10 protein-coding genes are annotated in these 13,276 nt (G+C 66.7%); 7 read left to right on the top strand and 3 right to left on the bottom strand.

What is annotated here, in order from left to right:
• Positions 1-5: 5 nt before the first annotated feature.
• The 3 genes from Pcatena_RS05810 to sufC all read right to left on the bottom strand — a co-directional run bounded on the left by Pcatena_RS05810 (position 6) and on the right by sufC (position 3,445).
• Positions 6-1,196, bottom strand: coding sequence for a SufB/SufD family protein (locus tag Pcatena_RS05810; RefSeq protein WP_126422474.1), 1,191 nt, complete (start codon positions 1,194-1,196; stop codon positions 6-8).
• The gene (gene sufB / locus Pcatena_RS05805) at positions 1,197-2,567 is read right to left on the bottom strand and encodes a Fe-S cluster assembly protein SufB (RefSeq protein WP_232619917.1); all 1,371 of its coding nucleotides are present in this window, start codon (positions 2,565-2,567) and stop codon (positions 1,197-1,199) included. It abuts the gene before it with no gap.
• Between the two features lie 107 nt (positions 2,568-2,674).
• A complete protein-coding gene (gene sufC / locus Pcatena_RS05800; protein WP_126422470.1) occupies positions 2,675-3,445 on the bottom strand; it encodes a Fe-S cluster assembly ATPase SufC in 771 nt (256 codons plus the stop codon).
• An 84-nt stretch (positions 3,446-3,529) separates the two neighbouring features.
• Between sufC and Pcatena_RS05795 the strand changes: the two genes are divergently transcribed.
• The 7 genes from Pcatena_RS05795 (at position 3,530) to Pcatena_RS05765 (ending at position 13,172) form a co-directional block, all read left to right on the top strand.
• Positions 3,530-4,489, top strand: a complete 960-nt coding sequence (locus tag Pcatena_RS05795) for a bile acid:sodium symporter family protein (RefSeq protein ID WP_232619834.1) — start codon at positions 3,530-3,532, stop codon at positions 4,487-4,489.
• Positions 4,490-4,862: 373 nt separating this feature from the next.
• A complete protein-coding gene (locus Pcatena_RS05790) occupies positions 4,863-5,612 on the top strand; it encodes an SDR family NAD(P)-dependent oxidoreductase (RefSeq protein WP_126422468.1) in 750 nt (249 codons plus the stop codon).
• Positions 5,613-5,767: 155 nt separating this feature from the next.
• Complete coding sequence (locus Pcatena_RS05785; RefSeq protein ID WP_126422466.1) at positions 5,768-6,754, top strand: 2-keto-3-deoxygluconate permease; 987 nt, start codon at positions 5,768-5,770, stop codon at positions 6,752-6,754.
• Between the two features lie 259 nt (positions 6,755-7,013).
• Positions 7,014-10,814, top strand: a complete 3,801-nt coding sequence (dnaE, locus tag Pcatena_RS05780; protein WP_126422464.1) for a DNA polymerase III subunit alpha — start codon at positions 7,014-7,016, stop codon at positions 10,812-10,814.
• Positions 10,815-10,979: 165 nt separating this feature from the next.
• The gene (locus Pcatena_RS05775; protein ID WP_126422462.1) at positions 10,980-11,375 is read left to right on the top strand and encodes a desulfoferrodoxin family protein; all 396 of its coding nucleotides are present in this window, start codon (positions 10,980-10,982) and stop codon (positions 11,373-11,375) included.
• 325 nt (positions 11,376-11,700) lie between these two features.
• Positions 11,701-12,522, top strand: a complete 822-nt coding sequence (locus tag Pcatena_RS05770; protein ID WP_126422460.1) for a nitroreductase family protein — start codon at positions 11,701-11,703, stop codon at positions 12,520-12,522.
• Positions 12,519-13,172: an epoxyqueuosine reductase QueH gene (locus Pcatena_RS05765; RefSeq protein ID WP_126422458.1), complete on the top strand. Its 654-nt coding sequence runs from the start codon at positions 12,519-12,521 to the stop codon at positions 13,170-13,172. Before Pcatena_RS05770 ends, Pcatena_RS05765 begins: the two co-directional genes overlap by 4 nt.
• Positions 13,173-13,276: the final 104 nt, after the last annotated feature.

Here is a 13,276-nt window from a genome sequence, read left to right as displayed (position 1 = left end):
GTGCCTTACGCCTCCTCGGGCGTGGAGCCCTCGTCGCTTGCGTCTTGTCCGAGCTTGAGCGCGTCGGCGATCTCTGCGGCCGTCTCGGCGCCGAGCGCCTCCCGCGCCCAGGAGATGACGGCTGCGGGGGCGTGGCCGGGCAGCGTGTTCGCGGCGTCGTCGACGATGGCGCGGCGGATGAGCGCCTCGGCCTCCTTTGCGGTGAGGCCGCGGTCGGCGAGGTAGGCGAGCTGCTCGGGGCTCACCGATCCGATGGCGGCGCCGTGCGTGCCCTCCACGTCGTCCTCGTCGCACAGGATGGTGGGGAGCGTCTTGTTCACGACGTCGTCACCGCACACCAGGACGGTCTCGTTCTCGGAGCCCTTTGCACCCTTGCAGCCGTGCATGAGGTCGATCGTGGCGCGCAGGGCCTTGCGGGCGTCATCGGAGAGCACGCCCGTCATGTCGAGGTTCGCGCGCGCCTTGGCCCCGCGCACGGGCACGGAGTAACCGAGGTCGAGCCTCTCGCCTGCGCCCGCGAGGTAGCGAAGCGTGAGGTCGAGGCGGCTGCGGTTGCCCGTGAGCTCCACGTTTGCGCCGAGCGCGCACGTGGCGGCGCCGATGACGTACTGGCGCACCGTGACCTCGGCGCGGTCGTCGGCGATGATGCCGAGGCTGTCGAGGTACTGCTCGCTTGCCGTCGCGGCCACGAGCAGCGTCACGTGAACGCGGCTGCCGGCCTCGGCATGGATGCGAAGGGCGTGGCCGCTCGTGGCGGGCGCGTCCTCGGCAGGGCGGGGCAGGTCCGCGGCGCGGGCCACGTCCTCGTTTGCCTCGGCGTGCTCGCGCTCGTCGGCCTGTCTGGGCGCGCTGCCCAGGCCGTCTGCCACCACGACGTCCACATGCGCCTCGGCGCCCGGGCGCACGAACACGCTCGTCTGGGCCACGGAGCCCAGGGAGCAGTCGAGGTCCACGGCCACGCGCTCGCCAGTGGACCCTGCGGGGACGACGACGCAGCGGCGCTGGGTTGCCGCGGCGTCAAGCCACTGGGTGGCCGCGGCCCCGGCGCCGCACGCGATGCGGCGGGCAGCCGCCGGTACCTCGGCGGCGGGGTCGGCTGCGGGCGGGGTGGGAACCTTGAGCTCGCAGTCGTTTGTCTTGAGCCAGTTCCAGGTCTGAGCGGGCGTGCGGTCGACGCCCGTAAGCGTGAGAGCCATCTAGCCGATCGCCCCTTCCATCTCGAGCTTGATGAGGTTGTTCATCTCGACGGCGTACTCGAGCGGCAGCTCCTTGGACACGGGGTCTGCGAATCCGTTCACGACCATCGTGCGGGCCTCCTGCTCGGAGCAGCCGCGGCTCATGAGGTACAGGATCGTGTCATCGGAGATGCGGCCGATCGTGGCCTCGTGGCCCACGCTCGCGGTGGCGTTGCGCACGTCCATGGCCGGGATCGTGTCCGAGCGGCTGATGTCGTCGAGCATGAGGGAGCTGCAGCTCACCGACGCGCGGGCGCGGTCGGCCTTCTTCGTCACGACGACGGAGCTGCGGAACGTGGAGATGCCGCCGCCCTTGGAGAGCGACTTGGTGTCCACCGAGGCGCGCGTGTCGGGCGCGGCGAGCGTCACCTTGCATCCCGTGTCGAGGTTCTGCGTGGCGCCGGCGAACGTGATGCCGGTGAACTCGCAGCTCGCGCGCGGTCCCACGAGAAGGCTCGAGGGATAGAGGTAGGAGACGTGGCTGCCGAACGAGCCAGAGACCCACTCGACCTTGCCGTCCTCCTCGACGCGCACGCGCTTCGTGTTGAGGTTGTACATGTTCTTCGACCAGTTCTCGATGGTCGAGTAGCGAAGGCGCGCCCCCTTGCCCACGAACAGCTCGACGGCGCCGGCGTGCAGGTTGGCGACGTTGTACTTGGGTGCGGAGCAGCCCTCGATGAAGTGCAGATCGGCGCCCGGCTCCACGATGATGAGCGTGTGCTCGAACTGGCCGGCTCCCGCGGCGTTCAGGCGGAAGTAGCTCTGCAGCGGGAAGTCGAGCTTCACGCCGGCGGGCACGTAGACGAACGAGCCACCGCTCCACACGGCGTAGTGAAGCGCGGCGAACTTGTGGTCGGTCATGGGGATGAGCGTGCCAAAGTGCTCGCGGATCATATCCTCGTAGCCCGAGTGCATGGCGTCCTCGACCGTCGTGTAGACGACGCCGGACTTGGCGACCTCATCCTTCATGTTGTGGTAGACGATCTCCGAGTCGTACTGGGCGCCCACGCCGGCGAGGCTCGTGCGCTCCGCCTCGGGGATGCCAAGGCGCTCGAACGTGTCCTTGATGTCATCGGGCACGTCGTCCCAGCTCTCGGCCTGCTTGGCGCCGCTCGCCACGTACGTGGAGATCGTGCTCATGTCCAGGCCGCCGATGGCGGGGCCCCAGTTCTTGGGCATCTCCATGCGCTCGTAGGTCTCGAGGGCCTTGAGGCGCATCTGGAGCATCCAGTCCGGCTCGTCCTTCTTGCGGCTGATCTCCTCGACGACGTCGCCGGACAGGCCGTCGGCGAAGCGCTCGTAGCCGCTCTCGGGCTTCACGAAGTCATACATGCTGCGGTCGACGTCGCCAACCTCGGCGCGGTGGCGCTCGGGCGACTCGCCCGGGATGTCCGCGCCTGCCGTGACGTCGACGGCCGCGTTGCTCTCGCGCTCCATCTCTACGCCCCCGCCTGCTCGAGCTTGGCCTCGGCGGCCTCGTAGCGCTCGAAGCCGTTCGTGTCAATCTGCCCGATGAGCTCGGGGCCGCCCTCGGCGACGAGGTGGCCGCGGACCATGACGTGCGTGCGGTCGACGTCGACGCGCTCGAGGATGCGCGTGTTGTGCGTGATGATGAGAAGCGCCCCTCCGCACTGCTCGCGGTAGGCCGTGATGCCACGCGAGACCACGGACAGGGCGTCGACGTCCAGGCCGGAGTCCGTCTCGTCGAGGATGGCGAGCTTGGGCTGCAGGAGCAGCAGCTGCAGCATCTCCACCTTCTTCTTCTCGCCACCCGAGAAGCCCACGTTGAGCTCGCGGGTGAGGTAGGACGAGTCCATGTCGAGCTGCTCGCACAGCTCGCCCACGCGGCGACGGAACTGCTTGGCCGTCATCTTGAGCTCGGGGCGCTTCTGGCAGATCGTGCGCAGGAAGCTGTACAGCGGCACGCCCGGGATCTCGACGGGTGCCTGGTAGGAAAGGAAGATGCCCGCGAGTGAGCGCTTGTCGGGCGAGGCGTCCGTGAGGTCGGCGCCGTCAAACCCGATGGTGCCGGACGTGGTGCGGTAGACCGGATCGCCCATGATGACGTGGCCGAGCGTTGACTTGCCGGCGCCGTTGGGGCCCATGAGCACGTGGCACTCGCCGGCGTCGATCGCGAGGTCCACGCCGTGCAGGATGGGCTTCTCGTCGGCGCTCGCGCTCACGCCGCTAATGTTAAGGAGGTGTTCCATTTGTCGTCCTTACCTTGCTTGAGGAAAGAGCCTTGTCGATAATACCCCACTGGAAGTGGGATTATCCCGAGGAAGGCGTTTTGCGTGGATAAGTGGACGAGGTTTGGCAAGGCGATAGGGTCTCACATGCCCCTCATCGCTCCGGTGTGCGTGCTTGCTGGCGTGTTGTTTCCGCAGGTATTTGGTGTCACGGAGCATGCAGTGCCCATCCTGTTCGCCATCATGACGTTCCAGGGCTCACTCAACAACAACTTCCGCTCCGTGGCCAACCAGTTCCGCCATCCCAAGGACATGCTGTTCGTGCTGGGGATGTCGATCGTCGCTATGCCCGTCGTGGCGCATGCGCTCGCGAGCCTCATCTTTGGCAACGACTCCAACCTCGTGACGGGCGCCACGCTCGAGTACTGCGTGCCCGTGGGCGTGGTGAGCTTCATGTGGTGCGGCATGTACGGCGGCGACCTGTCGCTGGCGCTCGCCTGCATCCTCGTGTCCACCGTGCTCTCGCCGTTCACGATCCCCCTCTCGCTCAAGCTTTTGCTGGGCGCCACCGTACAGGTGGACGTGCTTGGCATGATGTCCAACATGGTGTTCATGATTGCGCTGCCGGCGGTTGCCGGCATGCTCGTGAACGACCTGACCCACGGCTGGGGGCACAAGACGCTCTCTCCCGTGATGTCACCCGCCGTGAAGATGCTGCTCATCGTCATCATCGCGTCCAACTCCTCGCAGATGAGCGACTACATGCGCCACCTCACGCCCGAGCTTCTCGGCATGGCACTGTTCATCCTCGTCTACGCGTCGTGCGGGTTCGCGATGGGCCTGCTCATCGCGCGGGTGCGTGGGATTGGGCGCGGACGGCTCGTGACGTCGTGCTTCTGCACGGGTATTCGCAACGTCTCCGCGGGTGCGGTTCTCGCGGCGCAGTTCTTCCCCGGCGAGGTGGTGTTCCCGGTCATGATGGGCACGCTGTTCCAGCAGGTGCTTGCCGGCGCGTTCGGCTCGCTCATCAACCGTGTGGCGGGCGAGGCCGAGCAGACGGCATAGCGCGGGCATATTCGAGTGTCTGAGACAAATGTGCGAATATGCCGTCCCTCGGTCCAACGGCCACGCTTCGCGACGAATGACCGCTCACCGATGGGGCGGCAAGTAAGGTGCACTGCCTAAGCCGCAGCTAAAGGCCCCACATATTCATAACCTGTCCATAAATGTGCAGGATATCGTGAACATTTGCCTACGTTCACCGACGAATTCGAGCCGTCTACCGTTTACCGAATAATTCAAGCCGTTCACAAAGTTCTCAAGAATGAGTCTATCCCTCCATTTCTGAAGCTCTTATCCTTTCGCGGCGAAAGGCGCGCGAGTGCACCGGGAGGGGGCTCCCGGTACGTGCGCAGAGGTCAGAAAAGGGGAGAGAACCATGGCCTTTGACTTCAACGGAAAGACCGCGATCGTAACCGGAGGCACCCAGGGCATCGGCCTCGAGATCGCCAAGGGCATCGTCGAGGGCGGCGGCCACGTCGTGCTCATCGCTCGCAGCAAGGACAAGGGGGAGGCGGCCGTCGCCAAGCTCGGCGAGGGCAACCACTTCTACCAGCTCGACGTCTCTGACACGGCGAAGGCCCGCGAGACGGTCGAGAAGATCTTCGAGGAGGTCCCGGGCGTCAACATCCTCATCAACTGCGCCGGCGTCATCTCCACGAAGAAGTTCGACGAGATCGACGACGCGGAGTGGACGCGCACGATCAACATCAACCTCAACGGCGTGTTCACGATGATGTCTGCCGTCTACCCGCACTTCAAGGCAGCCCATGCCGGCACGATCGTCAACGTCTCGAGCGTGGCGGGCAAGATCGGCGGCGGCCTTCTCGGCACCGCGGCCTACGCCAGCTCCAAGGCCGGCGTCAACGGCCTCACGAAGGCCGTGGCCAAGGAGGGCGGCAAGTTCGGCATCCGCTGCAACGCGGTGTGCCCGTCGCTCACCCTCACGGACATGACGTCGATCCTCTCCGACGAGAACTCCCAGCGCATCATCGCCGGCATTCCTCTGGGCCGCGCCGCCCAGGCCAGCGAGCCCGCGCAGATGGTGCTGTTCTTTGCCTCCGACCAGGCGAGCTTCGTCAACGGCGAGATCGGCGACTGCGACGGTGGTATCGTCTTGGACGGGTAATCGTCGCCTGTGCGAGACCTACGGCCGCGTCCGCGCGAGGTGGGCGCGGCCTCTCTTCTGCTCTTGTAAGGGCGGGCGGCCAGACCGACCGTCCGCGAAGCGTGCCCCGGGCCGGCCGCCCGCACCGCGCGCGTGCATGAAAGCGAGTCCTTTCCATGAGTGAAACAACTGCCGTGGAGGAGAAGAAGCCCTTCTTCAAGATGTCCTCCATCCCAGGCGCCACGATTCTCGTGCCGCTTCTGCTGGGGTGTCTGCTCAACACGCTGTTCCCGAGCCTGTTCGACACGCTCGGCAGCTTTACCCTCGGCATGACCAAGAATGGCTCGAGCGCGCTCGTCGGCGCGTTCCTGCTGATCGTGGGCACCACGATCTCGTTCAAGAGCGCGCCCGCCGCAGCCGCTCGCGGCGCGATCATCATCATCGTGAAGCAGGTCGTCGTCATTGCGGTGGCGCTTCTCGTGCTTGCCACGGGTGACAACTTCTGCGGCCTTTCCGCCATGGTGATCCTGGCCGCGTGCACCGGCGCCAACAACGCCATGTACGCCGGCCTCATGGGCACGATGGGCAACGAGGTCGAGCGCGGCGCCGTGGCCATCACGACGCTCGTCGTGGGCCCGCCCGTCACGATGATCGTGCTCGGCGCTGCCGGCCAGGCGCCCATCGGCTGGACGCTCGTCGGCGCCATCCTGCCCATCGTCGTGGGCATCATCCTGGGCAACCTGTTCCCGAGCTTCAAGAAGATGATGGCCCCCGCCCTCACCGGCGTCATCGTGCTCACGTTCTTCGCCATGGGCTCGTCCATGACGTTTGGCCAGCTCATCGCCGGCGGCGTCCCGGGCATCCTGCTCGGTGTCATCTGCTCGGTCGTCTTTGCCATCCCGACGGTCCTTGCCGACCGCGCCACCGGCGGCACGGGCACGGCGGGTGCGGCCATCTCGAGCTGCGCCGGTGCCAACGTCGCCACGCCCGCTGCCATGGCAAACGTGAACGAGGCCCTCTACGGCGGCGAGGTGCTGGCGCTCGCCACGGCCCAGGTGGCCGCCTGCGCCATCGTGACGGCCATCCTCACGCCGCTCGTCACGAGCTGGGTTCACAAGTACTTTGCGGCCAAGGATGCCAAGAAGGCAGCCGCAACCGCCTAGCCGCAGCGCTCTTTTCGCGCCTGATGCGCGCCCGTCACCCCCGTGGTGGCGGGCGCTTTGCGTTTCAGGTGCCGAAATACGGCTGGTTGACACCAAAACCTGGCACGTAATGCCCGCAAATCGACACCTGAAGCGCAAGGCCATCGCACGGTCGAACGCCACATGAACGCTACGTGGGCGCCCGCCGCCGCCCCAATTCCTGTCCGGTGCCTGCGCTATCCTCAGATGGCAAACACACGATGGGGGAGCGTCCAGCCACATGGCCTTCGTACACCTGCACAACCACACCGACTACTCCATGCTCGACGGCGCCACGCGCGTGTCTGACATGGTCAAGCGCGCCGTAGACCAGAAGATGCCTGCCGTGGCCATCACGGACCACGGCTACATGTACGGCGTGCCCGACCTCGACCTCGAGTGCGCCAAGTACAACCACCAGCAGGCCGACTGGCAGCAGTGGTTCCATGACAAGGAGAACTACGAGAAGGGCCGTCAGATCGTCGAGCCTGACGCCGAGAAGGAGCCGGTGGCCCACGCCCAGTGGGAGGCAGACGTCGCCGCCCACGAGGCCGGCCGCGACCTCGACGAGGTCAAGCCCCGCCCGCTCGTGAAGCCCATCTTTGGCTGCGAGGCCTACTTCACGCCCGACGACTCCCTCTCGCGCGACCACAAGCCCGAGCTCTACCACATGATCCTGCTCGCCAAGAACCAGACGGGCTATGTCAACCTCATGCAGATGATGAGCGACGCTGCCGTGCGCGGCTTCTACTACAAGCCGCGCACGACGCTTGAGATGCTGCGCGCGCACTCCGAGGGCATCATCGCCACGGCGGCGTGCGTCTCGGGCATCATCCCGCGCTCCATCCTGCGCGGCCAGCCCGACGAGGCGCTCAAGTGGGCGCGCACGTTCAAGGAGGTCTTTGCCCCCGGCGACTTCTACATAGAGATCCAGGACCACGGCCTGACGTTCGAGAACGGCATGACGGACCGCCAGCTCGACGAGCAGCTTGTGGAGCTGGCCCGCTCGCTCGACCTCAAGGTCATCGCCACGAACGACTTCCACTACCTCACGCGTGACGACGCCCCCACGCAGGACCTCATGATGTGCATCGGCATGAACGCCAAGGTCGATGACGAGAACCGCATGCGCATGGAGGGCAGCGAGTTCTACATGAAGACCGAGCAGGAGATGCGCGAACTGTTCTCCTGGTGCCCCGAGGCCTGCGACAACACCCTCGAGATCGCCGAGAAGTGCAACGTCGAGCTCGACTGGGACCAGATCATCCTGCCGCGCTTCCCGCTGCTCGACCCGGGCGAGACGCACGAGAGCCAGTTCCGCCGCGAGTGCGAGAAGGGCCTGCGCCAGCACTACGGCGACGACTGGGCCACGCGCGAGATCAATGGCGTGAACATCAAGGAGCGCTTCGAGTACGAGTACAAGGTCATCTGCGACAAGGGCTTCGCGGCCTACTTCCTGATCGTGGCCGAGTACGTGCAGTGGGCCAAGGACAACGGCATCGGCGTCGGGCCCGGCCGAGGCTCGGCCGCCGGCGCCATCGTGGCCTACGCCATGAACATCACGGCGTTCGACCCGCTCGAGAACGGCCTGATGTTCGAGAGGTTCCTGTCCCCGCAGCGCACCGAGATGCCCGATATCGACATGGACTTCGACGATGAGCGTCGCCTCGAGGTCGTGGAGCACGTGCGCCAGCTCTACGGCCCCGAGAAGGTCACGCACGTCATCACCTACTCCACGATCAAGGCCAAGCAGGCCGTCAACGACGCCGCGCGCGTGCTCGACTACCCCGTCTACGTGGGCCAGCGCCTCTCCAAGATGATCAGCTCCGCGCCCAACGCCACGCTCAAGGCCACGATGAACAAGGTCGACGGCCGCGAGGACCAGTACTCGCAGGACTTCGTGGACGCCTACAACTCGGACCCGGACGCCCACCGCATCATCGACGCGGCGCTCTCCCTCGAGGGCCTCATCCGCGGCGAGGGCGTGCACGCCTGCGCCGTCCTCATCTGCCGAGACCCCGTCAACGAGCACTGCCCCACCAAGCTCGACACCAAGGGCGGCGTGGAGATCACCCAGTACGAGGGCCACACGGTCGCCGACATGGGCCTGCTCAAGATGGACTTCCTGGGACTGCGCACCCTCACGGTCATCTCGAAGGCAAAGGCCAACATCAAGGCCAACTACGGCATCGACATCGACGAGAGCAAGATCCCCTTCGACGACCCGAAGATCTTCAAGCTCATGGGCTCGGGCCACACGGCCGGCGTGTTCCAGGTGGAGTCGGCGGGCATGTCGGCCACGATCAAGAACATGAAGCCCACAGAGTACAAGCACGTGGTGGCACTCATCGCCCTGTACCGCCCCGGCCCGCTGGGCGCGGGCATGGTCTCGTCCTACATCAACCGCATGAACGGCAAGGAGCCGGCCGTCTCCTATGACCCGCGCCTGGACGGCATCCTCGGCGAGACCTACGGCACCATGGTCTACCAGGAGCAGGTCATGAACATCTCGGTCGAGATGTGCGGCTTCTCCAAGGGCGAGTCCGACTCGCGCATCAGAAAGCCCGTGGCCAAGAAGAAGATCAAGCTCCTCACGTCCACGGTGCTGCACTGGGAGGACGGCTCGGACGAGACCACCTATGACCACTGGATGAACGGCGCCGTCAAGAACGACTACTCGCGCGAGACCGCCCAGAAGATCTGGGACGACGTCCTGGAGTTCGCCTCCTACGCGTTCAACAAGTCGCACTCGGCGGGCTACGCCATCCTCGTCATGCAGACGGCCTGGCTCAAGGCCCACTACCCCAACGAGTACATGGCGGCCGTGCTCACGAGCTACACGGGCAAGACCGACAAGATCGTCCACTACGTATCCGCGTGTCGCCAGGACGGCATCCAGGTGCTGCCGCCAGACATCAACGAGTCGGGCAAGGAGTTCACGGCCACGAAGGAGGGCGTGCGCTTTGGCCTCGCCGGCATCCGCGGCGTGGGCGAGGGCGTGGCAGACGCCATCATCGAGGAGCGCGAGCGCGGCGGCGCGTTCAAGAACCTGCACGACCTCGTGGACCGCGTGGACACGGGCACGTGCAACCGCCGCGTCATCGAGGCCCTCATCAAGGGAGGCGCCTTCGACTCGACGGGCTACCCGCGCCGCCAGCTCATGGAGTTTGTGGACAAGAACAACCCCGCGAACATCCTCGACGCGGCCGCGAAGCGCCAGAAAGACCGTGCCGCCGGCCAGAGCTCGATGTTCGACCTGTTCGGTGACGTCGAGGGCTCGGGGTTCGAGAACGAGGCACCGGAGCCGAGCCCGGTCGAGTGGGACCGTACGCTCAAGCTCGCCCAGGAGCGCGAGGTGCTGGGCCTCTACGTCTCAGACCACCCGCTGCGCCCCTACGAGTACGCGCTGTCCAAGGCGCGCGACTTCACGCTTGGCGAGGTCCTGAACGGCTACGACAAGACGAGCGCCACCGGCGAGGTGCGCCACGTCGAGGTCGGCGGCGAGAAGCCGGTGTGGGTCGCTGGCATGGTCTCGGGGCTGCAGAAGCGCACGACGAAGAACGGCGACCCCATGGCCATCGTGCAGCTCGAGGACATGGAGAACGAGCTCGACGTCGTCGTGTTCCCCAAGGCGTACAAGAAGAGCGCCGCGGTGCTCGCGGGGCAGACCGACGAGCAGACGGGCGAGCAGATCGGCGACGTGTTCGTGCGCATCCTCGGCCGCATCGACCGCTCTGATCGTGGCGACCAGTTCCTCGCCACGGCCATCGAGCCGCTCGAGCTGTCCGAGAAGACGAACAAGCCCAAGGTCCTCGAGGTCATGCTCGAGCCGAGCGCCTTGTCGCGCCTTCTGCTCGAGCAACTGCAGAAGGTGTTCGGCCTGCACCCGGGCCTGGACCGCGTAGAGCTGTTCGTGGAGTCGGCGAGCGGAGACCACCTGCGCATGGAGGTACCCACGCGCGTGGACGCCAAGAACGTGATGCTCATGGCCCGCGTCCAGGACCTCATCGCCGGCAAGGGCATCGCCCACGTCGTGTCGTAGGCCCGTTCGGCGGGCGCCGCCCGCGGCCTCATATCGCACGCTCGCGGACGCCGTCCGGCAATATGTCGGGCGGCGTTTCTCGTCGGCTGCCAGCGGGAAGATACAGGGTGAGGGCCGCGCCTGCGACGGCGCGGCAGGTCGTCTCGCAGAAGAGAGGAGCGTCTCATGGCAGATCTCAAGTTCTTCCGTTGCAAGAGGTGCGGCAAGGTCGTCCTCGAGGTGGTGGAGACGGGCGTGGTGCCCACGTGCTGCGGCGAGCCCATGGAGCTGCTCGTGGCCAATACCACGGACGGCGCGCACGAGAAGCACGTTCCGGCGATCGAGCCGGCGGGCGAGGGCAAGCGCATTCGCGTAAGCGTGGGCGAGGTCATTCACCCAATGCTTCCCAACCACTACATCCAGCTCGTCGCGATCGCGCGTGGGGACGGCACGGTCGAGGTGCGGCGCCTGAGCCCTGGCGATGAGCCCGTCGTGGAGTTCTGCCTGCACGGGTGCGAGGCGGCAGACGTCTATGAGCTGTGCAACCTCCACGGGCTGTGGAAGGCGAGCTATCCCGCATAGCGGGCGCCGCCGTGCGCATCACATGCATACAAGAAAAGGGCCGGGCCTCTCGCGGAGGCTCGGCCTTGTCGGTTCGCTCGAGGCAAGCGTGCGGCGTGCGGAGAGGGAAGGGAGGAAGGGTAAAAACCTCTCCGCACGCCGCGCTTGGCTGAATAATCCCTGCGCAACGTTGCATATGTGTTTCATGGAGCGGACGTTAACAAACATGAAAAGGAACTCTTACGGTCAGCATGGCGGGCGGATTGCCGCGGGGTGGTGACGGTTGACCCCGGCACCATGGTCACGCTACTGTCAGGGCAAACGGTCCGCAGACGGGGGAGACACGATGAACGAGGTCATGGCACAGCTCACGGCGCGCACGTCGACGCGCGCCTTCACCGACGAGCCCATCTCCGAGCGAGACGAGCGCGCCATCCTCGAGGCGGCGTGCCAGGCGCCCACCGCCGGCAACCAGCAGCTCTACAGCATCATCGTGGCGCGTGATCCCGCGCTTAAGGCTGCGCTCGCCCATACGTGCGACGACCAGCCCTTCATTGCCCGCGCCCCACTCGTGCTCGTCTTCTGCATCGACGTGCGCCGCTGGTGGCGCGGCTTTGGCCTCGTGGGCGCAGATCCCCGCGACCCGGGCGTCGGAGACGCGCTGCTCGCCCTCGAGGACGTCATGTGCGCGGCGCAGAACGCCGTCGTGGCGGCGGGCTCGCTGGGGATCGGCTCGTGCTACATCGGCGACATCCTCGAGCGCCGCGAGCAGCAGGCAAGCCTGCTGGGCTGTCCGCGCTACGTGGTGCCCGCGGCCATGCTCGTCATGGGGCATCCCACGCCCGGCCAGCTCGCGCGCAGAAAGCCGCGCCGCTTCGAGCTGGAGGGCGTCGTGTTCGAGAATCGCTACCAGGACCTCAGCGACGAGGACCTTCGTGCCCTGCTCGCCCAGAAGGAGGGCCACACCGCGGACCCGGACGACGGCTTCGAGGCGTGGCTTGCCGCCTTCTGCCGCCGCAAGTGGAACTCGGGCTTCTCGCGCGAGATGAGCGCCTCGGTGGCGCGCACGCTCGCCGACTTCACCTACGCGGCGAACGGCACGCTGGAGGAACCGGCCGCCACGGCAGGCGCCGCGCCCGACGCAGCGGGGGAGGGCAAGGCCCGATGACGCCGCTTGCCCTGCACGCCTGCTGCGGCCCCTGCTCGCTCATGCCCGTGGCGAGCCTTCGCGAGGAGGGCTTTGAGCCCACCATCCTGTGGGACAACCCCAACATCCAGTCCGCCGCCGAGCATGACGTGCGTCTTGAGACGCTGCTTGCCTGGGCCGATGACGTCGATGTGCCCGTCATCCGCTGCGAGCGCGGCGCCGGCTCGGGCGTGAGCTCCACGGCCACGCTCGCCGAGCAGCGGCTCGCATGGGAGCGCGCCGTGGCCCCGCACGGGTTCGAGCGCGTGGCGCGCTGTCGCGCCTGCTACGCGATCCGCCTTGCAAACGCGTGCAAGGCTGCCTCCGAGCTGGGCTTCACGCACATTTCCACGACGCTTGCCGTCTCGCCCTACCAGCTGTTCGACGACTGCTCGGCCATCCTCGAGCGCACGGCGCGCGCCTGCGGCCTCGTGCCCGTCACCCGCGACTGGCGTCCCCTCTACCCGCAGGCCACGCGCGAGAGCCGTGAGCGTGGGATGTATCGCCAGAACTACTGCGGCTGTCGCTTCTCGGCCGCGGAGGCCGCCATCGAGCGCCACGAGCGCCGTGACGAGCGCAAGCGCGAGAAGGCCGCGAGGCGGGCCGCTGCGGGCGTCGTGGCACAGGGGTAGCCGCTCACGGGCGCCGAGGCACCGCTCGCCTGGCTGGCGTGCCCGCTCGCACGCCGTGCCGCCCCGCCCGCCCGATTGTCCCTCGACCTCCTGACGCCTCGGCG

The sequence above is a fragment of the Parolsenella catena genome, assembly GCF_003966955.1.
In the GTDB taxonomy this organism is placed as follows: domain Bacteria; phylum Actinomycetota; class Coriobacteriia; order Coriobacteriales; family Atopobiaceae; genus Parolsenella; species Parolsenella catena.
The sequence above is the reverse complement of the archived record's forward strand: the minus strand, read 5'-3'. Positions and strand labels throughout refer to the sequence as shown.

Bases quoted from the DNA above. Each gene is read 5' to 3' on its own strand.
- sufC (WP_126422470.1), bottom strand. From the start codon at position 3,445: ATGGAACACCTCCTTAACATTAGCGGCGTGAGCGCGAGCGCCGACGAG.
- Pcatena_RS05790 (WP_126422468.1), top strand. From the start codon at position 4,863: ATGGCCTTTGACTTCAACGGAAAGACCGCGATCGTAACCGGAGGCACC.
- Pcatena_RS05785 (WP_126422466.1), top strand. From the start codon at position 5,768: ATGAGTGAAACAACTGCCGTGGAGGAGAAGAAGCCCTTCTTCAAGATG.
- Pcatena_RS05770 (WP_126422460.1), top strand. From the start codon at position 11,701: ATGAACGAGGTCATGGCACAGCTCACGGCGCGCACGTCGACGCGCGCC.
- Pcatena_RS05810 (WP_126422474.1), bottom strand. From the start codon at position 1,196: ATGGCTCTCACGCTTACGGGCGTCGACCGCACGCCCGCTCAGACCTGG.
- Pcatena_RS05765 (WP_126422458.1), top strand. From the start codon at position 12,519: ATGACGCCGCTTGCCCTGCACGCCTGCTGCGGCCCCTGCTCGCTCATG.
- sufB (WP_232619917.1), bottom strand. From the start codon at position 2,567: ATGTATGACTTCGTGAAGCCCGAGAGCGGCTACGAGCGCTTCGCCGAC.
- dnaE (WP_126422464.1), top strand. From the start codon at position 7,014: ATGGCCTTCGTACACCTGCACAACCACACCGACTACTCCATGCTCGAC.
- Pcatena_RS05775 (WP_126422462.1), top strand. From the start codon at position 10,980: ATGGCAGATCTCAAGTTCTTCCGTTGCAAGAGGTGCGGCAAGGTCGTC.